We start from the raw sequence: 23,420 nt of genomic DNA on the forward strand, positions 1-23,420 counted from the left end.
CCCAAGACACCCCGCAGCCCCATGTCCCCCGCGCCGCCGAATCGCGAGGCTGGTGGCATGACCTCGACCACGCTGCCGTACGCGAGCACCACCTCGACCACACCCCGGGCCTCGGGCCGCCTGCACGCACGCCCCGGGTTCTGGCGCGCTCCGTTCGCCGGTGCCACCTACCGCGAGATCGGCCACACGCTCACGTCGCTCCCCGTCGCGATCGCCGGGTTCGTCTTCGCCGTGACGATGTTCGCCCTGGGCGTGAGCACGCTCGTCGTGTGGATCGGGCTTCCGGTCCTCGCGGCGGCGACGAGCGGGGCACGTGGGCTGGGGGCGGCCGAGCGGGGCAGGGCGCGCGCCCTCCTCGGTCTGGACGTGGCGGCGCCCGCGGCTCCCGCTGCCGGGCTGCGGGGGCGGCTCGCCGACGCCGCCGGGTGGAAGGCGCTGCTCTTCCACACGGTGATGTTCCCGTGGCGCGTGCTGTCCTTCGTCCTGTCCGTGACGTTCCTGGCCACCGGGTGGGTCGTCGCGCTCTTCCCCACCTACTCCTGGGTCTTCCACCGCTACCTGGACTGGCCCGGCTACCGGCTCTACGACTTCACGACCGACGCGGGCGTGCACCACGCGTACTACGTGGAGTCGCCCGCGCAGATCGCCGCGGTCTCGGCCGTCGGGTTCGTGTTCGTCTTCCTGACGCCGCTGCTGGTGCGCGGTCTGACGAACCTGGACCGGGTCGCGATCCGCTCACTGCTGGGCGCCACCCGCTGACTCCCGCGTGAGGACCGGGCGCAGCGCGTCCAGGACCGCTACGTCATCGACCGTCGACGGCACTGGTTCGTCCAGGCCGTCGGCGATTCCGCGCATCGTCCTGCGCAGGATCTTGCCGGAGCGCGTCTTGGGCAGGGCCGCCACCACGGCGACCTCCTTCAGGGACGCGACGGCGCCGATCCGGTCCCGTACGAGCTGGACGAGTTCCGCCTCGACCACCGCGGGATCCGACGCGACGCCCGCCTTCAACACGACCAGTCCGCGCGGCACTTGGCCCTTGAGCGAGTCCGCGACGCCGATCACGGCGCACTCCGCGACATCCGGGTGGGAGGCGAGCACCTCCTCCATCCCGCCCGTGGACAGGCGGTGCCCCGCGACGTTGATGACGTCGTCCGTCCGCCCCATCACGAACACATAGCCGTCCTCGTCCACGTGCCCGCCGTCGCCGGTCAGGTAGTAGCCGTCGAACACCGAGAGGTACGAGGAGACAAAGCGCTCGTCGTCGTTCCAGAGGGTGGGCAGGGAGCCGGGCGGCATCGGGAGGCGTACGACGATGGCGCCGTCCTCACCGGGAGCCATCGGCTTGCCGTCCCCGTCCACGACCCGTACGTCCCAGCCCGGCAGCGGGAACGTCGGGGAGCCCGCCTTGAGCGGCGCGGCCTCGATGCCCACCGGGTTCGCGACGATCGGCCAGCCCGTCTCGGTCTGCCACCAGTGGTCGATCACCGGGATGCCGAGCAGCTCGCTCGCCCAGTGGTACGTCTCCGGGTCGAGCCGCTCCCCGGCGAGGAACAGGTACTTCAGCGAACTCAGGTCGTACGCGCGCGTGAACTCGCCTTCCGGGTCGACCTTCTTGATCGCCCGGAACGCCGTCGGCGCCGTGAACAGCGTCTTCACCCCGTACTCCGCCGCCACCCGCCAGAACTGGCCCGCGTCCGGGGTGCCGACCGGCTTCCCCTCGTAGAGGACGGTCGTGGCGCCGGCCAGCAGCGGGGCGTACACGATGTACGAGTGGCCGACGACCCAGCCGACGTCGGACGCGGTGAACATCACCTCACCGGGCCCCACGTCGTACACGGCCTCCATGGACCAGCGCAGCGCGACCGCGTAGCCGCCGCAGTCGCGGACGACTCCCTTGGGTTTTCCGGTCGTTCCGGACGTGTAGAGGATGTACAGGGGGTCCGTCGCCGCCATCGGGACGCAGGGCGCGGGGTGCGCGTCGCGCATCGCCTCCGTCCAGTCCACGTCCCGGCCGGGCGTCAATTCGGCCGGGCCCTCGGGGCGTTGGAGGATCACGCAGGCGTCCGGCTTGTGCTGCGACAGCTCCACCGCCCGGTCGAGGAGCGGCTTGTACGGGACGACGCGCGCCCCCTCGATGCCGCAGGACGCCGATACGACGACCTTCGGTGCCGCGTCGTCGATCCGCACCGCCAGCTCGTTCGCCGCGAAACCGCCGAAGACGACCGAGTGCACGGCCCCGATCCGCGCGCAGGCGAGCATCGCGACGACGGCCTCGGGGACCATCGGCATATAGAGGACGACCCGGTCGCCGCGGGTCACTCCGAGACCGCTCAGCACTCCCGCGAAGCCGGCGACCTGGTCGGTCAACTCCGCGTAGGTGTACGTGCGTTTGGTGTCCGTCACCGGGGAGTCGTACACGAGCGCGGGCTGGGCGCCGCGGCCCGCCGCCACATGGCGGTCGAGGGCGTTGTGGCAGACGTTCAGCTCGCCGTCGGGGAACCAGCGGTGGAAGGGAGCCCGTGAGGAGTCCAGGGCCCGGCTCGGGGGCGTGTCCCAGTCGATCGCACCGGCCGCCGTGAGCCAGAAGGCCTCTGGGTCCTCGGTGCTCGCTCGGAAGACTTCCTCGTACGACGGCATGCCCGCACTCCTTTGCGCAGAACCCGACCCGCGGACCCGCCGGATCCGCGTGCGACGGGAACACGATCAGGTCAGGCGGTGACCGCCGTCAACAGCACCGCCGCGTCCGTCAGCGCGACGAGTCCGTGTCGTTCCTGCGGGATCGGGTGCAGCTGGCCCTGCATGAGAGTGACGTCGCCGGAGACCGCGGTGAGGCGGACGCGGCCGCGCAGCACCTGGAGGGTGGCCGCGGGCGGGGCGTTGTGCTCCTCCAGGTTGCTGCCTTCGGTGAGCGCGATGACGCTCTGCCGCAGCAGCGGGTCCTCCTTGATCAGGAGTTCCGCGCTGCGGCCGTGTTCGGCCTTGCGGGCCGCGGTCAGGTGGTCGTCGGCGAGGGTCGCGAGATCGTACGGGGCGGGGGTCGTGGAAGCCATGACGTCAGGGTTACCTCGGACGGCGGCCCTATGCGATGCGACGGCGCCCGAACGTGGTGGCACCGGGACGCACCCCGGCGTGGCGACCCGGACGGCCCGGCGCGATCATCGACGTATGAGCCGTATGGACGTCACCCTCCACCTCGCCCAGGAGCCCGCCGCCGACGAACTCCTCGGCCGCAGTCCGCTCGCCGCGCTCGTCGGGATGCTGCTCGACCAGCAGGTGCCCATGGAGTGGGCGTTCGCGGGCCCGCGCACCATCGCCGACCGGCTGGGCGCCGACGACCTCGACGCGTACGAGATCGCCGCCCAGGATCCCGAGGCCTTCGCCGCGCTGCTCTCCGAGAAGCCGGCCGTGCACCGCTACCCCGGCTCCATGGCCAAGCGGGTGCAGCAGCTGTGCCAGTACCTCGTCGACCACTACGACGGGGACGCGGCGGCCGTGTGGGAGGGCGTCGACACCGGCAAGGAGGTGCTGCGGCGCCTCAACGAGCTGCCCGGCTTCGGCAAGCAGAAGGCCCAGATCTTCCTGGCCCTGCTCGGCAAGCAGCTCGGGGTGCGGCCCACGGGGTGGCGCGAGGCGGCGGGTGCGTACGGGGAGCCGAAGGCGTACCGCTCGGTCGCCGACATCACGGGCCCGGAGTCCCTCACGAAGGTGCGGGCCCACAAGCAGGAGATGAAGGCCGCGGCCAAGGCGGAGAAGGCGGCGAAGGCCGCCAAGTAGCGGGAACGGGGGCCGGGTGGGCGGGGCCCGGTCGCTGTCAGCCGGATGCAGGTCCCCGTAACCCATGAGGGCGGATCTGCGCTTGCGTAGATCACGTCGTGGTCGGTGGTGGGCAGATGACCGGGCATGAGCGTCGCCGCGTCCGCCGCCGGCCCGGGCCACCGTGTCCCGGGCCTGGTGCGCGCGCTCGTGGTGCTGCTCGCCCTGCTGCTCGCGCCGCTCGCCGCCGCGCCCGCCGAGGCCTCCGCGCCGCCGCCCGCCGCCGCCTCCTCCTGCGAGCCGGGCGAGGGGACCAGGGACGCCTCCGAAGAGGCCCTCCGGCTGCCGACGGGCCATCCCGTCCGGCTCCTCACGACCCCGCCACCGTGCGCCCCGCCGCGCCCTCTCGTCGCCGCGCGCCCCGACACCACGGCCCAGCCCGCGCCGCCGTCCCGCCGCGCCCTGCGCACCGTCGTCCTGCGCTGCTGACGGGCCCCGCCCCCGGACCCGTCAGCACACACGTACGACTTCCAGAAGGACGGCAGCACGCATGCCCAAGGACCCCTACGCGCTTCTGCGCGCCCTGATGCGCGCGGAGGCCGCACGCGGCGAACGCGCCGCTACGGAGAAGACGACCCCGCCCACCTCGCGCGACCGGCGGAAGCCGGGCAGGAAGAACGACCGCTGAAGCCGGTTCCCCGCGTCCCGCGCGGGACGCGGGGAACCGCCCGTCAACGAAGCGCGCGCCACTACCCCGGAAGGGCCACGAACACGCCCGCTCTTCACCAACTCACCGACGGCGCCACTCATTTCAGGCCCCTGTGCGTCGCTCGACTGGACCCGGTTGGAGCCGGTTAAGGACGGTATTTACCGGCTGTGTACCGCGTCCCCATGGCTGCGCCCGGAGAGCCCGGCCCGGTAGGCTTTCCGTGTGATCTTCAAGCGCATCGGAAACGGCCGGCCGTACCCCGACCACGGCCGGGAAAGCACCCGGCAGTGGGCGGACGTCGCGCCGCGCCCGGTCCGCCTCGATCAGCTGGTGACGACCAAGGGCCAGCTCGATCTGGAGACCCTGCTCGCCGAGGACTCGACGTTCTACGGCGACCTCTTCGCGCACGTCGTGAAGTGGCAGGGCGATCTCTACCTGGAGGACGGCCTGCACCGCGCCGTGCGCGCCGCGCTCCAGCAGCGCCAGGTGCTGCACGCGCGCGTGCTCGAGCTCGGCTGACCCGGCTCGCACACCCGTCCCACTGACAGCGCCTCAAGTCCGCATTGGCCCTTTTGGGTTGGACTGAGCGACTGACCGTGATCATTTAATAGGCATCGTCGCCGCACAGGATTACGCTGCGCTCATGAGCATGCTCACTCCACCCGGCATGGGCGGCAAGTACCGCATCACAGGGGACAAATACCCCCGCATGCGGCGCGGGCGTCCGCACAGCAGGATCGTGCTCGCGGTCGTCGCGTCCGTCGCCGCGATCGGACTGATCGGCTGGGGATCGTTCCAACTGGTCGATGTCTTCACGGGCGGCGACAAGGCCAGCGCCGCGGGGGCGAAGTCCGGCGCCTGCGAGAAGAAGCCGAGCGCGTCGGCCTCCCCGGGCAAGGCGGCCCAGAAGCTGCCGAAGCCCTCCCAGATCACGGTGAACGTGCTGAACGCCACGGCCCGCGGCGGCCTGGCCAAGGACACCGCGGACGAGCTGAAGAAGCGCGGCTTCAAGATCGGCGACGTGGGCAACGCGACGAAGGCGTACGACAAGAAGGTCAAGGGCCCCGGCGTACTGCTCGGCGCCTCCGCGGCCACCGAAGCGGCGCTCCCGGTCCTCGGTACGCAGCTGACCGGCGCCGAGCTGAAGGCGGACAAGCGCGCGAAGCCGACCGAGGTCGACCTGATCATCGGCTCCGGCTTCAAGAAGCTCGCGAAGAAGCCGGCCGCGGACAAGGCGCTGACGGCGCTGAGCCACCCGAAGCCGAAGCCCTCGGCGTCCGGCTCGGGCTGCTGACCCCGGCCCCGTACAGCGAAAAGCCGCGGACGTTCGTCCGCGGCTTTTTCCGTTCCCGTTCCCGTACGGCGTCGGTTACTCGGCGACCCCGTACATGCGGTCCCCGGCGTCGCCGAGGCCCGGAACGATGTACCCGTGCTCGTTGAGCCGCTCGTCGACGGAGGCCGTCACGACGGTGACCGGCGTGCCGGCCAGCTCGCGCTCCATGATCTCGACGCCCTCGGGGGCGGCGAGCAGCACCACGGCCGTGACGTCGTCGGCGCCGCGCTTGATCAGTTCCTGGATCGCCGCGACGAGCGTGCCGCCCGTGGCCAGCATCGGGTCCAGGACGTACACCTGGCGCCCGGAGAGGTCGTCCGGCATCCGCGTCGCGTACGTCGCGGGCTGCAGCGTCTCCTCGTTGCGCACCATGCCGAGGAAGCCGACCTCGGCGGTCGGCAGGAGGCGCACCATGCCGTCGAGCATGCCGAGGCCCGCGCGCAGGATCGGCACCACCAGCGGGCGCGGGTGCGACAGCTTGACGCCGGTCGTCCGCGAGACGGGGGTGTCGATGTCGACCTGCTCGGTGCGCACGTCCCGGGTCGCCTCATAGGCGAGCAGGGTGACCAGCTCGTCGGCCAGGCGCCGGAAGGTCGGGGAGTCGGTGCGCTGGTCGCGCAGCGTGGTGAGCTTGTGCGCCACCAAAGGGTGGTCGACGACGTGGATCCGCATGTCCTCAACAGTAACCGGGCCACAGGGCCGCGGCTCCCCCGCGCGGTGGCATCAACGGCCGGTACGGAGGGAAGGTGGAAGGGACTCGCCGACTGGCTCCGACTGGCGCCGACTGGGCGGACTGGGGTGGTGTGGCCGATGGCGGACGAGAAGCGTCGGGAGCGGCCCGAGCGGGGGTCGGGCCGGACCGGGAGCGGGGGCGGGGCCGGGACCGGGCCCGATCCGGAGGCGGAGACCGAGACGGACGCCGAGCGCAGGCGCAGGCGGGCCCTGTTCCTGCGGGAACTGACCGAGGCGCGGGAGCTGCGCGCCAGGGTCCAGCCACGCCGCGCCCGGGCGGCACGGATGCGACAGCAGATGCGTATGCGCACGTTTCGCTGGTGACGGGCCCCGCCGATCCGCCCCGGATCCCCGTCTCGCGGGCCCGCGAGACGGACGCGCCACGAACACAGCGCGCGGAAGACCTCTCCTGGAGCCGGACTTTCTGCCACGATTCCGAGTGGGCGGGGCTTGAACTGCACTCCCCGCCTCCCAGGCCCCGCCGGGGGGATTCCCGACCGGCACCCTTAAGACCAGTGGGAGAGTCACGGTGTACTTCGCCGCACTGCTCGCGCGCACCGAAGACGGGTGGGAAGCGAGCGACACAGAGCTCGACGACGTGGAGACCCTGTCGGACCTGTCCGACCTGGCCCGCGAGGCGGCGGCCGAGGCCGGCGCGGAGGACGACACGATCCTCGTCTTCATCGAACAAGAGGACGCCTGGTTCGGCGTCGTCCGCATCGACGGCGAGGAGGACCCTCGCATCTATGTCTCCGACGCTGCCGCGGCCGCCCGCAGCAGCTACGGGGAGATCCTGCTCACCGACGAACTGCTCGGCAAGGCTCCGGACGGTTCGGACGCCGTCGACGATCTGGACGCCCTGGACCTGGACGGTACGGAGGACGGCGAACCGGACGGCGCGAGCGCGTCCGACGACGAGGACGCCGGAGCCGAGGTGGTGCCGCCTGGCCCGCTCGGCGACAGCGGGGTCCTGGTCGACCTGGGCGTCACCGAGAAGGATCTGCTCACCCTCGACGGGGCGGACGCGCTGAGCGAGATCGCCGACGCCCTGGGGGCATCGGAGGTCCTCGAGACGGTGCGCTGACCGCCGCGGGGATAGATTCCTCGCCGTGACACCCTCCGACACCGTTTCCGGCCCCGATCCCGATCCCGTACGAGACCCCTGGAAGCCGCCGATGCGGCAGGCCCTGGCCGAGGCCGGGCTCGCCGCGGCGGGCGGTGACGTGCCCGTCGGCGCCGTCGTGCTGGCGCCGGACGGGACCACCGTGCTCGCGCGGGCGCACAACGAGCGTGAGCTGACCGGGGACCCGACCGCGCACGCCGAGGTGCTGGCGCTGCGCAGGGCGGCGCAAGAGGTAGGAGAGTGGCGGCTCACGGGGTGCACGCTCGTCGTCACCCTGGAGCCGTGCACCATGTGCGCGGGCGCGCTCGTGCAGTCCCGCGTCGACCGTGTCGTCTACGGAGCCCGGGACGAGAAGGCGGGGGCGGCCGGTTCGCTGTGGGACGTGATCCGCGACCGGCGGCTCAACCACAGGCCCGAAGTGATCTCCGGCGTACTCGCCGAGGAGTGTGCGACACAGCTCACCCGTTTCTTCAGAGATACGGATTTCGGACCACGGCCCACCATGGGCTAGAGTTCCTCTCGGTAGCGTGTCCGAGCGGCCGAAGGAGCTCGCCTCGAAAGCGAGTGAGGGGAAACTCTCCGAGGGTTCAAATCCCTCCGCTACCGCCGGCCGAAGGGGCGGATCCACCAGGATCCGCCCCTTCGCTTTTCCCGGCCGCGCTCGGCACACCGCCCGCGAGCACGTACACGAAAAGCCCCGGCGCCTGTCCAGGTGCGCCGGGGCTCTTGCGTCCCGTTCGGGTCGGGGGGAGTGGCATCGGGGGGACAAACCACTCCCCCCGATGAGGACGGACTCCCGTAGTCCGCGCCGCTTCAGGGGGGAAGCACGGCGCGGACCCCGCAGTCGGGGTCGCGTCCCTGCCCATCGGATTCCTGCCAGACCCTCCGGGCTCGTCACCAATACTGCCCCTTTGTGGCGATGCGGGATGTCGGCAAAGGACCCATAACCGGAGGCCGTTGGTCCTTAAAGGTCGTGTCGGTGATCGTCCGCGTTAGACTCGCCGCCGTTCGACAGGGGTCGGACGGGGCCAGGACACGGGTACGGGGAGGCAACGTGGTGCAGTCGAAGAAAATCGGACTCTTCGTCGGAGTGGTCTTCGTGCTCTACGTGATCATCACCGACCCCGCCAAGGCCGCCGATTACGTCCAGATAGGGTTCGAAGGCGTATCGTCCGCCGCCCAGTCCATAGGCGACTTCATGACATGGGTCGTCAACGGCGGGAAGTAGCCCCAGGGAGCATCCGTGATCCGCCATCTGGTCCTTTTCAAGCTCAACGACGGCGTGAGCCGTGACGAACCGCGCGTGGTCGAGGGCGTCGAGGCCTTCCGCGCGCTGGGCGGGAAGATCCCCGAGCTGACGTTCTGGGAGTGCGACTGGAACATCACCGACCGGCCCATCGCCTACGACTTCGCGATCAACTCGGCCGTCGAGGACACCGACGCCCTGAAGCGGTACATCGAGCACCCCGCACACCAGGAGGGCGTCGCGATGTGGCGCGAGTTCGCCACGTGGGTGATCGCGGACTACGAGTTCTGAGCCCACCCTCCGGACCGTCACACGTTCGAGAAGCCTCTCACCGGAACGGTGAGGGGCTTTCGCGCGTCCTGAACCCCTCTCCGCGGCCCAACTCGGCCTTCAACACGGAGTTATGCGGTGCTTGCACACAGTGCACATGTCTTGTGATGCTATGACCGCTTTTGACCGATGAGTTGACGGGAACAGAGGTGGAGTTGACCGTGCCGGCCAGTACTGCGCCTCAAGAAGCACCGCCCGAGGCACCACCCGAGGTGCCACCGGCGCCCGCGAAGAGCCGCGGCGCCGACGCCCGCGCGCTGACCCAGGTCCTCTTCGCCCAGATCAAGGAACTCCCGCCGGGCAGCCCCGAGCACTCCCGGGTGCGCGGCGCCCTGATCGAGGCGAACCTGCCGCTCGTGCGCTACGCCGCGGCCCGCTTCCGCAGCCGCAACGAGCCGATGGAGGACGTCGTCCAGGTCGGCACCATCGGCCTGATCAACGCCATCGACCGCTTCGACCCGGACCGCGGCGTCCAGTTCCCGACCTTCGCGATGCCCACGGTCGTCGGCGAGATCAAGCGGTACTTCCGGGACAACGTCCGCACCGTGCACGTGCCGCGCCGCCTCCACGAGCTGTGGGTACAGGTCAACAGCGCCACCGAGGACCTGACGACGGCCTTCGGGCGCTCCCCGACCACCGCCGAGATCGCCGAGCGGCTGCGGATCGGCGAGGACGAGGTGCTCGCCTGCATCGAGGCGGGACGCTCGTACCACGCGACCTCCCTGGAGGCGGCGCAGGAGGGCGACGGGATGCCGGGCCTGCTCGACCGGCTCGGCTACGAGGACCCGGAGCTGGACGGCGTCGAGCACCGCGATCTCGTACGGCACCTCCTCGTACAGCTGCCCGAGCGGGAGCAGCGGATCCTTTTGCTTCGCTACTACAGCAATCTGACGCAATCTCAGATCAGCGCGGAACTGGGTGTCTCACAGATGCACGTGTCAAGACTCCTCGCCCGCAGCTTCGCTCGACTTCGGTCCGCAAACAGGATCGATGCCTAGCTCGAACGGGTAGACAAGGCGCGCGGCGCTTTTCCCGCCGGGATCCGCGCCAACTCCCGCCACACCCCTCGCTTCCTGCACCGTTCCATCCCATACATGTCGACATGTCACTACAGCGTGTTGCCGACATGTGACATTCTGCTGGAACGGCGTTTGGCGCAGCCCCTCGTCCGGTATTCAGGTGGAGGCTGCGCTCTTACCTGACGGGAGCGTCCGCCGCGACCGTCCGCGACCTCAAGGGGGTGGCATGTCCGCAGACCAGGGCAGCTCGAAGGTGCTCACGCTCACGCCCGGCGCGCCCGCCGCGACCGATGACATGAGCGAGCAGACGCCTGCCGCGCTGATCGACGCTCCTGTTCCCGCTTCGGTTCCGGCCCAGGCCGCCGAGAGCCCCGAGGTGTCCGTGACGCCTCCGACGAGCGGGTCCATCGACACCCGTACCCTGTCCCGTTCCCTGTTCCTGCGTCTTGCCACGCTCGACGAGCACAGCCCGGAGCGGGCGTACGTCCGCGACACCCTGATCGAGCTGAACCTGCCGCTGGTGCGCTACGCGGCCGCCCGGTTCCGCAGTCGCAACGAGCCGATGGAGGACATCGTCCAGGTCGGCACGATCGGTCTGATCAAGGCGATCGACCGTTTCGACTGCGAACGGGGCGTGGAGTTCCCGACGTTCGCGATGCCCACGGTCGTCGGTGAGATCAAGCGCTTCTTCCGCGACACCTCGTGGTCGGTGCGCGTGCCGCGCCGCCTCCAGGAGCTGCGGCTCGCGCTGACCAAGGCCAGCGACGAGCTCGCACAGAAGCTGGACCGCTCGCCGACCGTCCCGGAGCTCGCCGTGGTGCTCGGCGTCTCCGAGGAGGACGTGGTCGACGGTCTCGCCGTCGGCAACGCGTACACCGCGTCCTCCCTCGACTCGCCCGCGCCCGAGGACGACGGCGGCGAGGGCTCCCTCGCGGACCGGCTCGGCTACGAGGACACGGCCCTGGAGGGCGTCGAGTACCGCGAGTCGCTCAAGCCCCTGCTCGCCAAGCTGCCGCCGCGCGAGCGCCAGATCATCATGCTGCGGTTCTTCGCGAACATGACGCAGTCGCAGATCGGCGAGGAGGTCGGCATCTCGCAGATGCACGTGTCCCGGCTGCTCACGCGGACGCTGTCGCAGCTGCGCGAGGGGCTCATCGCCGACTGATCCGGTCGCCGTTCGACCGGGAGTGAAGTGCCCCCTGTTCTCCAAGAGCCAGGGGGGCTTCCGAATTGACGGAGCGTCAGACACACTGGCGCGATGCTGCGGACTTGGTTGCTCGGTCACAGGAAGGCCGCCGTGGGGGCCGCTTCGGTCGCCGTGGTGTGCGTGAGCGCGGGCGCCGTCGTCGCACTCGACGGTGGCGACGGGCGCGATGGATACGTGGCCGTGGGTGCGGCTGGAGCGGCGCCCACGAGCCCGGGCGACCGGGTCGCCCCCACCGGCAAGGTGGAACTCGTACCGCTGGACTCACCGGCGGCGAAGACCCCGGGAGCCCCGGACCCGTCGGAGAAGGACGCGGCGGGCAAAACCGGTGGAGACGGTGCCGGTGGAGGCAGCACCGGCGGAGACAAGGCCGGCGGGCAGGAAGCCGAGGCCGACGTCCCCGACGCGGGGGGCGCCCCGCCGACCGGTGAAACCCCAGGCGAGAGCGGCGCACCGGCCGCCGCCGACAAGCCCTCCGGGAACACCGCCCCCGACAGCGACACGGCCCCCTCCTCCTCGGCCCCTTCGGGCCCCGCCGAGCTCAAGGTCGCGGGCGACCCCGAGCTCAAGAAGGCGGACAAGCGCTGGTGTCAGGACGTGACGCTGACGCTGCACAACTCCGGTGGCAGCGCGGTGCGTTCGGGCACCGCGACCTTCGAGACGCACGTCATCGGCGCGCTGGGCATCGACTGGGCGACCGTCGACGTCAAGAAGAAGCTCCCCGTGCCCATCGGGGCCGGGGAGAAGAAGCGGAAGACGTGGACCGTGTGCGTCGACGAATGGCGCGTCCCGCTCGGGATGCGCCTGGAGACGAAGGACGTCGACGTCGACTGGAAGTGAGCTCCAGCGGACGCCGACCCGGAGTGACCTCCAGCGGATACAGCCTCAGCTGAGCGCCAGCCAGGCCACGCCCGCCACCACGATGACCGCCAGCACGATGCCGATGATCAGGCCGGCGCCGGGGCCGGACTTCGTGGCGGCCGCCTGCCGGCCGGCGGGAGGCTGTTCGTCGACGAAGGCGCGGAACATCTGGGTGTTGCCCGCGGGGTCGGGATTGCCCTGGGGGCCGGGGCCTTGGGGGTTGTTAGCCATGGGGCAGGACCCTAGCGAATTGCCGCGAAGGGCGCCACAGTCCGCACACACACCATCTGATCTGCGACTTTACTGATTTGCACTTGATCTTTGCCGCGATTTTATCCGCGAGCCCCCTCTTTCGTTTGCCTGTGGCAACCAACTGCTTCTATGGTTGCCCTAAGCAACAAATAAAGATCTTTTGGTCAGGAGGTGCCGTGGCCGCACAACGTCACTACGACGAGCTGGCGCGACAGATGAGCGCCTTCGGAGCCGTCAAGAGGGACATGGCGCGGATCCTTCCGCACGACTGCCCGACCGGTTCGGCCGCGGTTCTCACGCTGCTCAAGCGCTACGGCGACATGCGGATGAGCCGCATGGCCGAGCTGCTCGCCGTGGACGTGTCCGTGGCCAGCCGGCACGTGGCACACGTCGCGGACCGCGGTTGGATCGAGCGCCATCCCGACCCCGCTGACAAACGTTCGCGCATTCTCAGCCTCACCGAAAAAGGCTCGAAGCAGATGGACGTGCTCAATGAACGGAGCACCCAACTGCTCGCCGACCGGCTGAGCGACTGGTCCGACGACGAGGTCGATCAGTTGATCGCCCTGATGACGCGACTGCGCGACAGCTTCGGCGACTGCCGAACCACGGGGTCCCGAACGACGGTTCCGCAGGCCGCCACTGAGCCGATCGCCGAGTCGACCGCTCAGACCACCACCCGTACACCCGCGTAACACGTAAGAAAAGGAATCCCATGGCAACAACCACACCGTCCGGTGTGCGGGGCAGCCATCCCAAGCATTCAGGGGCCGCCCCCGAAGCGGGTGCCCCCATGTCGCACCGGCAGGTCATGGAGGCGCTGTCCGGGCTGCTGCTCGGCATGTTCGCCGCCATCGTCTCGTCGACGATCGTCACCAACGCCCTGCCGAAGATCATCGGCGATCTGGGCGGTGGCCAGTCCGCTTACACCTGGGTCGTCACGGCCTCGCTGCTCGCCATGACCGCCACCACGCCCCTGTGGGGCAAGATGGCGGACCTGTTCAGCAAGAAGGCCCTGGTCCAGATAGCCCTGGTCGTCTACGTGGTGGGTTCGGTCGTCGCCGGCCTCGCGCAGAACCCGGGGATGCTGATCACCGCCCGTGCCATCCAGGGCATCGGCGCCGGTGGTCTCTCCGCCCTGGCACAGATCATCATGGCGGCGATGATCTCGCCGCGTGAGCGTGGTCGTTACTCCGGCTACCTCGGCGCCACGTTCGCCGTCGCGACCGTCGGCGGTCCGCTGCTCGGCGGCGTCATCACCGACACCGACTGGCTCGGCTGGCGCTACTGCCTCTTCGTCGGTGTGCCCTTCGCGCTGATCGCCCTGATCGTGCTCCAGAAGACGCTGCACCTGCCGGTGCTGAAGCGGAAGGTGAAGGTCGACTGGGCCGGCGCCTTCTTCATCACCGCCGCGGTCTGCCTGCTCCTCGTCTGGGTCACCTTCGCCGACGACAAGTACGACTGGCTGTCGTGGCAGACGTACACGATGGTCGGCGGCGCGATCGTGCTGGCGCTGATCTTCGTGCTCGTCGAGTCCAAGGCGAGCGAGCCGATCATCCCGCTGCGCCTCTTCAAGAACCGCACCATCACGCTGGCCTCGGTCGCCTCGCTGTTCGTCGGTGTCGCGATGTTCGCGGGCACCGTGTACTTCTCGCAGTACTTCCAGCTGGCGCGCGGCAAGACGCCCACGATGTCGGGTGTCATGACGATCCCGATGATCGGTGGACTCTTCATCTCCTCCACCGTCTCCGGCCAGATCATCACCCGGACCGGCAAGTGGAAGGCCTGGCTCGTCGCCGGCGGTCTGTTCCTGACCGCGGGTCTCGGACTCCTCGGCACGATCGAGTACGACACCCCGTACTGGCGCGTCGCCATCTGGATGGCGCTGCTCGGTCTCGGCGTCGGCATGATGATGCAGAACCTCGTGCTGAGCACGCAGAACCAGGTCGCCCCCCAGGACCTCGGTTCCGCCTCCTCGATGGTTACCTTCTTCCGGTCCCTCGGCGGCACGATCGGCGTCTCGGCGCTCGGCTCCGTGATGACCACCCGCATCAGCCACCACGCCACCGACACCATCGGTTCGCTCAGCCCGGAGCAGCAGCAGGCGGCAGGCAAGGCGATGGCCGGCGGTTCGCTGCCGGACATGTCCGTGCTGCCCGGCCCGATCCGCAACTGGCTGGAGGCCGCGTACGGAAGCGGCATCGCCGACATCTTCCTGTACGCCGCGCCGGTCGCGTTCCTGGCATTCATCTTCACGATCTTCATCAAGGAGGTTCCCCTGCGTACGACCGGAGCCCTCGAACAGGCCGCGAACGGCGACTCGACGCCCGCCGCCGCCCCGGCCCAGGCCGCTGCCCCCGCCCCCGCGCCGGAGCAGGTCCCGAGCCTCGTCGGTGCGGGTCAGCCCGCGGCCGACACCCAGACCCAGCGGCTTGCGGCCGTCGCCGCCACCGCCGGTGACGCGCCCGTCGGCGGCGGCACCCCGGTCCGCGGTTTCGTCCGCGGCGCCGAGTCCGCCCCGGTGCCCCGCGCCGCGGTCACGCTGATCTCCCTCGGCGGCCGGCAGCTGGGCCGCGCCGTGGCCCAGGGCGACGGCTCGTACAGCGTCGACGCCCCCGGCGCCGGCTCCTACGTCCTGATCGCCTCGGCCGACGGCTACCAGCCGCAGGCCTCCACCGTGCTGGTGGGCGAGGAGTCGGTCACGTACGACATCCTGCTCAGCGGCACCAGCGGCCTCACCGGTGTGGTGCGGGCCAGCGAGAGCAAGGCGCCGGTCGCCGGGGCGATGGTCATCGTCACCGACGTCCGCGGCGATGTGCTCGCCACCGGTCAGTCCGGCCAGGGCGGCGAGTTCACCTTCGCCGAGCTGGTTCCGGGCCCGGTCACCGTGGCCGTGAACGCGCCGGGCCACCGCCCGACCGCGCTGCCGGTCGAGGTCAACGGCACGGGTGTCACCCGCATCGAGATCGACCTGCACTCCGGCTCCCAGGTCCAGGGCACCATCCGGGCCGCGGGCCGCGCGCTGAACGACGCGCGGGTCACGCTGGTGGACGCCGCGGGCAACGTGGTCGCCACCGCCACCACCGGTGAGGACGGCGCGTACGCCTTCACCGACCTGGACGGCGGCGAGTACACCGTGATCGCGACCGGCTACCCGCCGGTGGCCACGGGCCTCAGCGTGAACGGCAGTGGCATCGACGGCCACGACATCGAGCTCGCGCACCCCGGCGAGTGATCGAACCCGCCCGAACCGGCGGGTGATCGAACTCGCCCGACCCGGCGGGTGATTGACCCCGGGCCACCTGAAGGTGTGGTTCGCGCTTTGAGCGGACGCGGACCACACAGGCCCGGTTGTGAGAATGGGCCCCGGACCCGGTGGCGTCGCCAACGGCAGGGGACGGCCGTGACGCACGCCGACCGGGGCCCGTCCACGCAGGGGGAGCACGACCACCCCCCTGCGTACGTAAGAACTTGAGCTAGGAGAGCAAAAGCATGGGACTGAGCGCGCGGATCCGCACGCGGGACGGGTGGGCCCTGCCGCACGCCGTCGTCACGGTGACCGACATGACCGGATCGCAGGTGCTGCGGGCCGAGGCCGATGACGAGGGCGCCGTGCACGACCCGGCCGCGCTGTCGCCCGGTCCCTACACGGTGATCGTGACCGCCGTCGGCTACGCCCCCGCCGCCTCCACCGCGATGGTGACGGCGAGCGGCCGGGCCGACGTGGGCAGCATCGTGCTGCACCGGCAGGGCGGGGCCGAGCTGCCGCCGCCCGGGCCCTGGATGGTCGACCCGGCGCACTCCTCGGTCGCCGCGACGGCGCAGCACCTCGGGATCACGTCCGTGCACGGGCGGTTCACCGATTTCACGGCGCGCATCGACATAGCGCAGGACGTCGAGAAGTCGCGCGTCGAGGCCGTCATCAAGTCGGCGTCCATCGACACCGGCAACGGCATGCGCGACGGCCACCTGAAGTCCCCGGACTTCCTGGACGTCGAGACGTACCCGGAGATCACCTACCGGTCGACCGGCATCGAGCCCGCGGGCACCGACCGCTGGACCGTGCACGGCCAGCTGAGCCTGCACGGCGTGGCGCGCGAGGTCGACCTCGACCTCAGCTACCTCGGCACCGGCGCCGACCCGTGGGGCGGCACCCGCGCCGCGTTCAAGGCGACGGCCGAGCTGAAGCGCGAGGACTTCGCGATGAACTACAACCAGGTCGTGCAGGCCGGCATCGCCGCGATCGGCGCGACGCTGAAGGTCGAGCTCGACATCCAGGCCGTACAGGGCGACGCGCTGCCGCAGATGTGACACCTGCGGCTGTCGGTGGCCGGGGTTAGGCTGCGAAGCATGGCTCCGAACATCGCGACCAACACCCGTGTCTCACTGGACGAGTTGCTCGACTTCGTACGACCCCGGCACCGCGCCCTCCTCATCACCGCCCGCGCCGACGGCTCCCCGCAGGCCTCACCTCTGACCTGCGGGGTCGACGGCGACGGGCGGATTGTTGTTTCCACCTACCCGGAGCGGGCCAAGACGCGGAACGCGAAGCGGGATCCGCGGGTCAGCCTCGTCGTGCTCAGCGACGAGTGGAACGGGCCGTGGGTGCAGATCGACGGGTCGGCGGAGGTCATCGACGCGCCGGACTCCGTCGAGGCGCTCGTCGAGTACTTCCGGTGCATCTCGGGTGAGCATCCGGACTGGGACGAGTATCGCGAGGCGATGGTGAAGCAGGGCAAGTCGATCATCCGGGTCACCCCGGAGAAGTGGGGTCCCGTGGCCACGGGTGGGTTCCCGGCGAGGCTCGCTTAGGCGGCACCGGCGTTGCGGTCGCGGGGCTCTGCCCCGGGCCCCGCGCCTCAATCGCCGGCGGGGCTTGATAGATCAGGCCCCGCCGGCGATTGATCGGGCCACCAGCGTCTCGATGCCCGCGATCTGGAGATCCAGCGCCACCTGGAAGTCCGCGTCGCGCATCGCGTCCACGTCGCCCCCCTCCTCCACCGCCTCCATCATCCGCTCCGCGTGCGAGAAGTCCTCCGCCATCTCCTCCGGCACGGAGAACGCCGACATCGCCTTGTGGAAGTACTCGTCCTGCGTGAGGCCCACCTCGGCGCAGCGCTGGCGGAAGTGGCCCTCGACGGTGCCGTAGCCGTACACGAACTGGAAGACGGACTGGACGGCGCCGCGCTGGCGGGGCAGCGAGAGGCCGGTGCGGGCGATGACCTGCTGCACCGCGCGCGAGAACAGCAGCGAGTTCGGGCCGACGTTGAGGTAGTTGCCGACCAGCGGCGAGATCCACGGGTGACGGACGAGCAACTCGCGGTACATGGCGGCCAGTTCACGCAGCTGCGTCTGCCAGTCCGTGCCGTCGGCGGCGTCCGTGTCCGGGATCTCCAGCGCCCCGTAGACCTGGTCCAGGGCGAGTTCGAGGAGGTCGTCCTTGGTGTCGACGTACCAGTAGACGGACATCGCGGTGACGCCGAGCTCGCCCGCGAGGCGCCGCATGGAGAACTTCGCGAGCCCCTCCGCGTCGAGCAGCCGCACCGTCGCCTCGGTGATCCGCTCCCGGTCGAGTCCGCTGGGCTGCTCGGCGCGACGGCCGCGTGCCGCTCTGACCTTGGGCTCCGCGGCGCCATCCGTGTCCTCGAGCCAGACGCTCATCCGCGCTGCCTTCGCCATGGCGTTCCTTCCCAGGGGTTCCTCGTACGCGGGCGGGTCGGGCCTGCGCACAGGACCGCTCCCCGCCCGCTCCGATGCTAAGCGGAAGTCACCGCCGCGGATTCTGTCCGTTCGGCCCTGCGCAGCAACACCGCCGCGAGCAGTCCGCCCGCGAGGACGGCGACCGCGCCCACCAGTTGACTGGTCTCGAGACCGGAGGAGAAGGCTTCGCCGATACGGGCCTTCTCCCCGGCCGAGTCCGCCGCCGCGAGCGCCGCAGGGAACGAGGCCGCGGAGACCGACACGAGCGCGGCGAAGCGGGCGTTCAGGACCGCGCCGAGGACGGCGACGCCCAGACCGTTGCCGAACTCCGCCAGGGTGCCGTTGACCCCGGCGCCCACGCCCGCCTTCTCCGGCGGGATGGCGCTCATGATGGCGTTGGCCATGGCCGGCATGGCGAGGGCGATGCCCGCGCCCATGACGATCAGGCCGAGCAGCATGCCGCCGTACGCATCCCCGCCGAGCAGCGCGATCGCGGCGAGCCCCGCCGCCATGCACGTCATGCCGGACGCGATGGTCAGCGGCGTGCCCATCTTGGGCAGCAGCCGGGCGCCGACGCCGGTGAGGTTGAGCGCGACGACGGTGAGGGCCATCGGCGCGGTGCGCAGGCCCGCCTCCAACGGACCGTATCCGAGCAGGAATTGGAGGTGCTGGGTGAGCAGGAACAGCGAGCCGCCCATGCCGAAGGCGACGAGGATCGCGCCCGCCACCGCGCCCGTGAACTTCTGGTTGCGGAAGAAGTGCATGTCGAGCATCGGGTACGGGATGCGCAGCTCCCACGTCACGAAGGCGGCCATGACGAGGACGCCGATCGCGGCCGATGTGAGCGTCGTCGTGGACGTCCAGCCGTCGTCGGGGCCCGAGATGATCGCGTAGACGATGCCGGTCATGCCGATCGTGGAGAGCAGCGCGCCGAGCAGGTCGGGACGGTCGCCCTGAGGGTTCTTCGACTCGGGGACCAGGGCGAGCACGGCGACGAGGCCGATGAGCGCGACGGGGATGTTGACGAGGAAGATCGAGCCCCACCAGAAGTGGTCGAGCAGCACGCCGCCGACCAGCGGGCCGACCGCGAAGCCGAGCGTGCTGACCGTGGACCACAGGGCGATCGCCTTGACGCGCTCGGCCTCGCTGAAGATCTGCACGACCACCGCGAGCGTCGAGGTCATCATGAGCGCGCCGCCGACGCCCATGCCGGCGCGGGCGGCGATCAACTGCCCGGTCGAGCCCGCGAACGCGGCGGTCAGCGAGCCGAGGCCGAAGATCGCGAGGCCCGACGCGAGCATCTTCTTGCGGCCGTAGCGGTCGGAGGCGCTGCCCGCGGTGAGCAGCAGGCCGGACTGGACGAGCGAGTAGGCGCTGATCATCCACTGGATGTCGGACGTCGAGGCGTCCAGCTCGCGGGTGAGGGAGGGGATCGCTACGTTCAGGACGGTGTTGTCGAGCAGCACGGTGAGCTGGGCCAGGCAGATGACACCGAGGATGATCCAGCGCTGCGGGTGGCCGCCGGATGCTGCCTGGGGTGCCTCGATGGCCTGGTCGGCCGTGGGCGCCATGGGTACTCCTCTACGGTGTACGGGACCGATGCGTCCCGTACACCGTAGAGGAAGTGTTGTACGCCGTACAAGCGACTTTCTACTTGGCCTGTGTGAGGTCGTAGAACGTGCTGCTGCCGACCGTCACCTTCTTGAAGTTGGCCTCGACCCACTTCGTGATCTTCGAAGCCGAGCCGGAGCCGGCGCCACCCATGCCGCCGCCCGAACCGCTGCCGATGAAGTAGTGGATCTTGCCGTCCTCGACATACTGCTTGAACTGGGCGAGCGTCGGGGAGGGGTCGGTGCCGTTGAAGCCGCCGATCGCCATCACCGGGTCGCCGGTGGCCAGCTGGTAGCTCGACTGGTTCTGCGAGCCGATCGTGGCCGCGGCCCAGGTGTAGTCACCGGCGTTCTTCTGGAGCAGCTTCTCGGCCTTGGTGCTGACCTGGGCGCCGTTGAGGAGGCCGCCCATGCCGCCGCCTCCGCCGCCGGCCTTGCCGCCGCGCATGGCACCGCCGGGCATGCCGCCGCCCGTCGGGGGCTGGCCCGTCCGGCCGTTCTGGCCGCCGGTCTTGCCGTTCTGGCCCGGCATGCCGCCGCCCGGGAAGCCGCCCTTGCCACCGCCGGGGCCCCCGCCCTTGCCGCCGCCACCGGGGCCGCCCATCATGCTGGCCCCCGAGGGACCCGCCGTCACGATCGACCCGGTGTGCCCGGTGTTCAGCGTCGAGACGGTGTACGCGGTCGGCGCCGCCAGCGAGGCCACGAGGCCCAACCCGGCCGCGCCGAGCGCCAGTCGACGGTTGAACCGGCCCACGAACGCGAGGCCGAGGCCCGCCACGAGTCCGCCGATGAGCACGGCCCACCGCAGCCACGGCAGGTAGTCCGAGGTCCGGCCGAGCAGCACGTACCCCCACACCGCCGTGGCGGCCACGGTCACGCCCAACGTCACCGACCACGCGAGCCGCGCCCGCTCCTCCCACAGCACGGTGGCACCCATGCCGATGACGGCCGCGAGGTACGGGGCCAGGGCCACCGTGTAGTACTGGTGGAAGATGCCCGCCATGAAGCTGAAGACCAGACCGGTCATCAGCAGCGAGCCGCCCCACGCGAGGAACGCGGCGCGCGCCGTGTCCGTGCGCTTGGCCTTCCAGGTCAGGACGACGCCCGCGACGAAGAGGATCAGCGCCGCCGGGATCAGCCAGGAGATCTGGCTGCCGATCTCGGAGTTGAACATCCGGGTGAGGCCGGTCTCGCCCCACTGCCCGGTGCCGCCGGCTCCCCCGCCGCCGCCGACCGAGCCGGCCTCCTCGCCGTTGATGCGGCCGAGTCCGTTGTAGCCGAAGGTCAGTTCAAGGAACGAGTTGTTCTGGGAGCCGCCGATGTACGGGCGCGAGGACGCGGGCCACAGTTCCACGACGGCCACCCACCAGCCGCCCGCGACGATCATCGCGACGGCGGACAGGGCCAGTTGACCGAACCGCTTGCGCACCCGCACCGGCGCGAACACCGCGTAGAGGACCGCGAGCGGCGGCAGGATCAGGAAGGCCTGAAGCGTCTTGGTGAGGAAGGCGAGGCCGACGGCGACGCCCGCCCAGATCAGCCACTTGGTCCGGCCGTGCTCCATGGCGCGCACGACGCAGTAGACCGTGACGGTCATCAGGAGCGCGAGCAGCGCGTCCGGGTTGTTGAAGCGGAACATCAGCGCGGCGACCGGGGTCGTCGCGAGCACCACCATGGCGATCAGACCCGCGGCGGCGCTGAACCGGCGGCGTACCGCCCCGTACAGCACGCCCGCCGTGGCCAGGGCCATCAGGACCTGCGGGGCGAGGATCGCCCAGGAGTTGAGACCGAAGATCCGCACCGACAGGCCCATCGGCCACAGCGCGGCCGGCGGCTTGTCGACGGTGATGGCGTTCGCCGCGTCGGACGAGCCGAAGAAGAACGCCTTCCAGCTCTCGCTGCCCGCCTGGGCGGCCGCCGAGTAGAAGGAGTTGGCGTATCCGGAGGCGGAGAGGTTCCAGAAGTACGCGGCCGCGATCACCAGCAGCATGCCGAGGAAGGCCGGGCGGGCCCAGCGCGGGTCCTCGGCCCTGCCGCGCCACACGCGGGTGAGGAGGGAGGCGCGCGGAGGGGACTCGGCGGGCGCCGCGGGAGGCGCGTCGTACGAGGGTCGGATGTCTGTGGTCATCGCTGGGTCCTTGCCTGCGGAGCCTCGGAGTTCCTTACGGGAACGGGGGCGTGCTCGACGGGAATGGGGGCGGGCTCGGGGGCGCTCCTGTCGGCCCGGGCGCTCCCGCCGCTGCGGTCGCCGGATTCGCCCCGGTCGTTGAACACCCACGCCCTGAAGAGCAGGAAGCGCAGGATCGTCGCCGCGAGGTTGGCCGCGATCAGGACGATCAGCTCGGTGGAGTGCGCCGGGTTGCCGGAGGCCGCGTTGAGGGCGGCGAGCGAGCCACTGGTCAGGGCCCACCCGATGCCGAAGACGACGATGCCCTGGGCCTGGTGGCGTACGGCGTTGTCCCGGCCGCGCACCCCGAAGGTGAGGCGCCGGTTGACGGCCGTGTTGACGAGCGCCGAGAGGAACAGGGCGACCGCGTTGGCGACCTGCGCCCCCGAGAACGTACGGAAGCCCGAGTAGAGCAGGAGGAAGAGCAGCGTCGACATGGCGCCGACGACGCAGAAGCCGAGCAGCTGGCGGGCCAGGCCCTTGGGTACGTCGGTCAGTTGACGGTCGCGTGGGTCGTCGCCGAAGGGGCGCGCGAGCCGGTCGAGGGAGAGCGAGCCGGTCGCGAGCGCCTTGCCCACGCGCCAGACGCCCTTGAGGTCCTCGGTCGCCGTCTTGACGATGTGGACGGTGGAGTTCGGGTCGTCGACCCAGTCGACCGGCACCTCGTGGATCCGCAGCCCGGCCCGCTCCGCGAGCACCAGCATCTCCGTGTCGAAGAACCAGCCGGTGTCCTCGACCAGCGGGAGCAGCACCTGCGCGACATCGCGCCGGATCGCCTTGAACCCGCACTGGGCGTCGGAGAAGCGGGCCTGAAGGGAGCCGCGCAGGATGAGGTTGTACGTACGCGAGATGAACTCGCGCTTCGAGCCGCGCACCACCCGCGAGCTGCGGGCGAGCCGCGAGCCGATCGCGAGGTCGGAGTGCCCGGAGATCAGGGGCGCCACCAGCGGAAGCAGCGCGTTCAGGTCGGTGGACAGGTCCACGTCCATGTACGCGAGGACCGGTGCGTCGGATGCCGACCACACGGCGTTCAGGGCGCGCCCGCGCCCCTTCTGCTCGAGCCGGAAGTGCTCGACCTCGCGGAACTCGTTCGTCAGGTCGTACGCCACCTGGGGCGTGCTGTCGGTTGAGGCGTTGTCCGCGACGGTGATACGGAAGCGGTAGGGGAAGGTGCGGACCAGGTGGGCGTGCAGATTGCGCACGCACTCACCGAGGTCCTTCTCCTCGTTGTAGACGGGGATGACAACGTCCAGGACCGGCACATCGCCGCTGCCGACCGGGAGGTGCTCCCGCGCCGGCAGCGCCCCGAACCTCGCGGAGACGGTGGGGTCGATGCCCGGAGAAGAGTCGGTTCGCATGCCACCGACATTCGCCAACTGCC

At 70.5% G+C, this 23,420-nt stretch carries 26 protein-coding genes and 1 tRNA gene; 19 read left to right on the plus strand and 8 right to left on the minus strand.

The features are described 5' to 3' along the window. The first annotated feature begins 57 nt into the window (after positions 1 to 57). On the plus strand, positions 58 to 759 hold the full coding sequence (locus tag ACOKM3_RS21165; protein ID WP_426902621.1) for a sensor domain-containing protein: 702 nt from the start codon (positions 58 to 60) through the stop codon (positions 757 to 759). Here the strand turns inward: ACOKM3_RS21165 and ACOKM3_RS21170 are convergent. Further along, positions 736 to 2,682 (minus strand): propionyl-CoA synthetase, encoded by a 1,947-nt coding sequence (locus ACOKM3_RS21170; protein WP_426906857.1) that lies wholly within the window; start codon positions 2,680 to 2,682, stop codon positions 736 to 738. The genes ACOKM3_RS21165 and ACOKM3_RS21170 overlap by 24 nt on opposite strands. Before the next feature lie 26 nt (positions 2,683 to 2,708). Then, a complete protein-coding gene (locus ACOKM3_RS21175) occupies positions 2,709 to 3,050 on the minus strand; it encodes a cupin domain-containing protein (RefSeq protein WP_426902623.1) in 342 nt (113 codons plus the stop codon). Positions 3,051 to 3,174: 124 nt separating this feature from the next. Here ACOKM3_RS21175 and ACOKM3_RS21180 point away from each other — a divergent pair, with 124 nt between their 5' ends. From ACOKM3_RS21180 to ACOKM3_RS21200, 5 genes are all read left to right on the plus strand, one after another. Next, on the plus strand, positions 3,175 to 3,774 hold the full coding sequence (locus ACOKM3_RS21180) for an HhH-GPD-type base excision DNA repair protein (RefSeq protein WP_426906858.1): 600 nt from the start codon (positions 3,175 to 3,177) through the stop codon (positions 3,772 to 3,774). A 126-nt stretch (positions 3,775 to 3,900) separates the two neighbouring features. Further along, positions 3,901 to 4,242, plus strand: a complete 342-nt coding sequence (locus ACOKM3_RS21185) for a hypothetical protein (RefSeq protein WP_426902625.1) — start codon at positions 3,901 to 3,903, stop codon at positions 4,240 to 4,242. Positions 4,243 to 4,303: 61 nt separating this feature from the next. Next, entirely contained in the window at positions 4,304 to 4,441 is a 138-nt protein-coding gene (locus ACOKM3_RS21190; RefSeq protein ID WP_426902627.1) for a hypothetical protein, read from the plus strand. A 243-nt stretch (positions 4,442 to 4,684) separates the two neighbouring features. Then, on the plus strand, positions 4,685 to 4,981 hold the full coding sequence (locus tag ACOKM3_RS21195; RefSeq protein ID WP_003955420.1) for a type II toxin-antitoxin system VapB family antitoxin: 297 nt from the start codon (positions 4,685 to 4,687) through the stop codon (positions 4,979 to 4,981). A 124-nt stretch (positions 4,982 to 5,105) separates the two neighbouring features. Continuing rightward, complete coding sequence (locus tag ACOKM3_RS21200) at positions 5,106 to 5,756, plus strand: LytR C-terminal domain-containing protein (RefSeq protein ID WP_426902629.1); 651 nt, start codon at positions 5,106 to 5,108, stop codon at positions 5,754 to 5,756. Positions 5,757 to 5,831: 75 nt separating this feature from the next. Here ACOKM3_RS21200 and upp read toward each other — a convergent pair whose 3' ends face one another. After that, the gene (upp, locus tag ACOKM3_RS21205) at positions 5,832 to 6,467 is read right to left on the minus strand and encodes a uracil phosphoribosyltransferase (RefSeq protein WP_399228682.1); all 636 of its coding nucleotides are present in this window, start codon (positions 6,465 to 6,467) and stop codon (positions 5,832 to 5,834) included. A 138-nt stretch (positions 6,468 to 6,605) separates the two neighbouring features. On the opposite strand from upp, the gene ACOKM3_RS21210 reads away from it, so the two are divergent. The 9 genes from ACOKM3_RS21210 to ACOKM3_RS21250 all read left to right on the plus strand — a co-directional run bounded on the left by ACOKM3_RS21210 (position 6,606) and on the right by ACOKM3_RS21250 (position 12,289). Next, complete coding sequence (locus ACOKM3_RS21210; protein ID WP_426902631.1) at positions 6,606 to 6,851, plus strand: hypothetical protein; 246 nt, start codon at positions 6,606 to 6,608, stop codon at positions 6,849 to 6,851. A gap of 205 nt (positions 6,852 to 7,056) precedes the next feature. Then, positions 7,057 to 7,611, plus strand: a complete 555-nt coding sequence (locus ACOKM3_RS21215; RefSeq protein ID WP_426902632.1) for a tRNA adenosine deaminase-associated protein — start codon at positions 7,057 to 7,059, stop codon at positions 7,609 to 7,611. Positions 7,612 to 7,702: 91 nt separating this feature from the next. Next, a complete protein-coding gene (tadA, locus tag ACOKM3_RS21220; protein ID WP_404270673.1) occupies positions 7,703 to 8,161 on the plus strand; it encodes a tRNA adenosine(34) deaminase TadA in 459 nt (152 codons plus the stop codon). Between the two features lie 10 nt (positions 8,162 to 8,171). Continuing rightward, a tRNA-Ser gene (locus tag ACOKM3_RS21225) sits at positions 8,172 to 8,256 on the plus strand. Positions 8,257 to 8,707: 451 nt separating this feature from the next. Beyond that, positions 8,708 to 8,878, plus strand: a complete 171-nt coding sequence (locus ACOKM3_RS21230) for a hypothetical protein (protein WP_426907038.1) — start codon at positions 8,708 to 8,710, stop codon at positions 8,876 to 8,878. 15 nt (positions 8,879 to 8,893) lie between these two features. Next, on the plus strand, positions 8,894 to 9,187 hold the full coding sequence (locus ACOKM3_RS21235; protein WP_426902634.1) for a Dabb family protein: 294 nt from the start codon (positions 8,894 to 8,896) through the stop codon (positions 9,185 to 9,187). 161 nt (positions 9,188 to 9,348) lie between these two features. Beyond that, positions 9,349 to 10,224 (plus strand): RNA polymerase sigma factor SigF, encoded by an 876-nt coding sequence (locus ACOKM3_RS21240; protein ID WP_426902636.1) that lies wholly within the window; start codon positions 9,349 to 9,351, stop codon positions 10,222 to 10,224. A gap of 247 nt (positions 10,225 to 10,471) precedes the next feature. After that, on the plus strand, positions 10,472 to 11,410 hold the full coding sequence (locus ACOKM3_RS21245) for an RNA polymerase sigma factor SigF (RefSeq protein ID WP_426902638.1): 939 nt from the start codon (positions 10,472 to 10,474) through the stop codon (positions 11,408 to 11,410). A gap of 93 nt (positions 11,411 to 11,503) precedes the next feature. Next, positions 11,504 to 12,289, plus strand: coding sequence for a hypothetical protein (locus ACOKM3_RS21250; protein WP_426902640.1), 786 nt, complete (start codon positions 11,504 to 11,506; stop codon positions 12,287 to 12,289). A gap of 45 nt (positions 12,290 to 12,334) precedes the next feature. Here ACOKM3_RS21250 and ACOKM3_RS21255 read toward each other — a convergent pair whose 3' ends face one another. Next, positions 12,335 to 12,541: a hypothetical protein gene (locus ACOKM3_RS21255; RefSeq protein ID WP_426902641.1), complete on the minus strand. Its 207-nt coding sequence runs from the start codon at positions 12,539 to 12,541 to the stop codon at positions 12,335 to 12,337. Between the two features lie 197 nt (positions 12,542 to 12,738). Here ACOKM3_RS21255 and ACOKM3_RS21260 point away from each other — a divergent pair, with 197 nt between their 5' ends. The 4 genes from ACOKM3_RS21260 (at position 12,739) to ACOKM3_RS21275 (ending at position 17,374) form a co-directional block, all read left to right on the plus strand. Continuing rightward, positions 12,739 to 13,257, plus strand: coding sequence for a MarR family winged helix-turn-helix transcriptional regulator (locus tag ACOKM3_RS21260; RefSeq protein ID WP_426902643.1), 519 nt, complete (start codon positions 12,739 to 12,741; stop codon positions 13,255 to 13,257). A gap of 98 nt (positions 13,258 to 13,355) precedes the next feature. Next, positions 13,356 to 15,797, plus strand: a complete 2,442-nt coding sequence (locus tag ACOKM3_RS21265) for an MFS transporter (protein ID WP_461855307.1) — start codon at positions 13,356 to 13,358, stop codon at positions 15,795 to 15,797. A gap of 257 nt (positions 15,798 to 16,054) precedes the next feature. Further along, positions 16,055 to 16,873 carry a YceI family protein gene (locus ACOKM3_RS21270; protein WP_426902647.1) on the plus strand — a complete coding sequence of 273 codons (819 nt, stop codon included), beginning with the start codon at positions 16,055 to 16,057 and terminating at the stop codon, positions 16,871 to 16,873. 39 nt (positions 16,874 to 16,912) lie between these two features. After that, positions 16,913 to 17,374: a PPOX class F420-dependent oxidoreductase gene (locus ACOKM3_RS21275; protein WP_426902649.1), complete on the plus strand. Its 462-nt coding sequence runs from the start codon at positions 16,913 to 16,915 to the stop codon at positions 17,372 to 17,374. Positions 17,375 to 17,446: 72 nt separating this feature from the next. Here ACOKM3_RS21275 and ACOKM3_RS21280 read toward each other — a convergent pair whose 3' ends face one another. The 4 genes from ACOKM3_RS21280 to ACOKM3_RS21295 all read right to left on the minus strand — a co-directional run bounded on the left by ACOKM3_RS21280 (position 17,447) and on the right by ACOKM3_RS21295 (position 23,397). Further along, complete coding sequence (locus ACOKM3_RS21280) at positions 17,447 to 18,241, minus strand: TetR/AcrR family transcriptional regulator (protein WP_426902651.1); 795 nt, start codon at positions 18,239 to 18,241, stop codon at positions 17,447 to 17,449. A gap of 77 nt (positions 18,242 to 18,318) precedes the next feature. Then, positions 18,319 to 19,833 carry an MFS transporter gene (locus ACOKM3_RS21285; protein ID WP_426902652.1) on the minus strand — a complete coding sequence of 505 codons (1,515 nt, stop codon included), beginning with the start codon at positions 19,831 to 19,833 and terminating at the stop codon, positions 18,319 to 18,321. Positions 19,834 to 19,912: 79 nt separating this feature from the next. After that, positions 19,913 to 22,000 carry an ArnT family glycosyltransferase gene (locus ACOKM3_RS21290; protein WP_426902653.1) on the minus strand — a complete coding sequence of 696 codons (2,088 nt, stop codon included), beginning with the start codon at positions 21,998 to 22,000 and terminating at the stop codon, positions 19,913 to 19,915. Beyond that, positions 21,997 to 23,397 (minus strand): bifunctional glycosyltransferase family 2/GtrA family protein, encoded by a 1,401-nt coding sequence (locus tag ACOKM3_RS21295; protein ID WP_426902654.1) that lies wholly within the window; start codon positions 23,395 to 23,397, stop codon positions 21,997 to 21,999. Before ACOKM3_RS21295 ends, ACOKM3_RS21290 begins: the two co-directional genes overlap by 4 nt. Between the last annotated feature and the right edge of the window lie 23 nt (positions 23,398 to 23,420).

The sequence above is a fragment of the Streptomyces nidicola genome (assembly GCF_050106155.1).
In the GTDB taxonomy this organism is placed as follows: domain Bacteria; phylum Actinomycetota; class Actinomycetes; order Streptomycetales; family Streptomycetaceae; genus Streptomyces.

Coding starts and splice junctions, on each gene's coding strand:
- ACOKM3_RS21165 (WP_426902621.1), top strand. CDS start 58: ATGACCTCGACCACGCTGCCGTACGCGAGCACCACCTCGACCACACCC.
- ACOKM3_RS21175 (WP_426902623.1), bottom strand. CDS start 3,050: ATGGCTTCCACGACCCCCGCCCCGTACGATCTCGCGACCCTCGCCGAC.
- ACOKM3_RS21180 (WP_426906858.1), top strand. CDS start 3,175: ATGGACGTCACCCTCCACCTCGCCCAGGAGCCCGCCGCCGACGAACTC.
- ACOKM3_RS21185 (WP_426902625.1), top strand. CDS start 3,901: ATGAGCGTCGCCGCGTCCGCCGCCGGCCCGGGCCACCGTGTCCCGGGC.
- ACOKM3_RS21190 (WP_426902627.1), top strand. CDS start 4,304: ATGCCCAAGGACCCCTACGCGCTTCTGCGCGCCCTGATGCGCGCGGAG.
- ACOKM3_RS21200 (WP_426902629.1), top strand. CDS start 5,106: ATGAGCATGCTCACTCCACCCGGCATGGGCGGCAAGTACCGCATCACA.
- upp (WP_399228682.1), bottom strand. CDS start 6,467: ATGCGGATCCACGTCGTCGACCACCCTTTGGTGGCGCACAAGCTCACC.
- ACOKM3_RS21210 (WP_426902631.1), top strand. CDS start 6,606: ATGGCGGACGAGAAGCGTCGGGAGCGGCCCGAGCGGGGGTCGGGCCGG.
- tadA (WP_404270673.1), top strand. CDS start 7,703: ATGCGGCAGGCCCTGGCCGAGGCCGGGCTCGCCGCGGCGGGCGGTGAC.
- ACOKM3_RS21245 (WP_426902638.1), top strand. CDS start 10,472: ATGTCCGCAGACCAGGGCAGCTCGAAGGTGCTCACGCTCACGCCCGGC.
- ACOKM3_RS21250 (WP_426902640.1), top strand. CDS start 11,504: ATGCTGCGGACTTGGTTGCTCGGTCACAGGAAGGCCGCCGTGGGGGCC.
- ACOKM3_RS21255 (WP_426902641.1), bottom strand. CDS start 12,541: ATGGCTAACAACCCCCAAGGCCCCGGCCCCCAGGGCAATCCCGACCCC.
- ACOKM3_RS21265 (WP_461855307.1), top strand. CDS start 13,356: ATGTCGCACCGGCAGGTCATGGAGGCGCTGTCCGGGCTGCTGCTCGGC.
- ACOKM3_RS21270 (WP_426902647.1), top strand. CDS start 16,055: ATGGGACTGAGCGCGCGGATCCGCACGCGGGACGGGTGGGCCCTGCCG.
- ACOKM3_RS21275 (WP_426902649.1), top strand. CDS start 16,913: ATGGCTCCGAACATCGCGACCAACACCCGTGTCTCACTGGACGAGTTG.
- ACOKM3_RS21280 (WP_426902651.1), bottom strand. CDS start 18,241: ATGGCGAAGGCAGCGCGGATGAGCGTCTGGCTCGAGGACACGGATGGC.
- ACOKM3_RS21285 (WP_426902652.1), bottom strand. CDS start 19,833: ATGGCGCCCACGGCCGACCAGGCCATCGAGGCACCCCAGGCAGCATCC.
- ACOKM3_RS21290 (WP_426902653.1), bottom strand. CDS start 22,000: ATGACCACAGACATCCGACCCTCGTACGACGCGCCTCCCGCGGCGCCC.
- ACOKM3_RS21295 (WP_426902654.1), bottom strand. CDS start 23,397: ATGCGAACCGACTCTTCTCCGGGCATCGACCCCACCGTCTCCGCGAGG.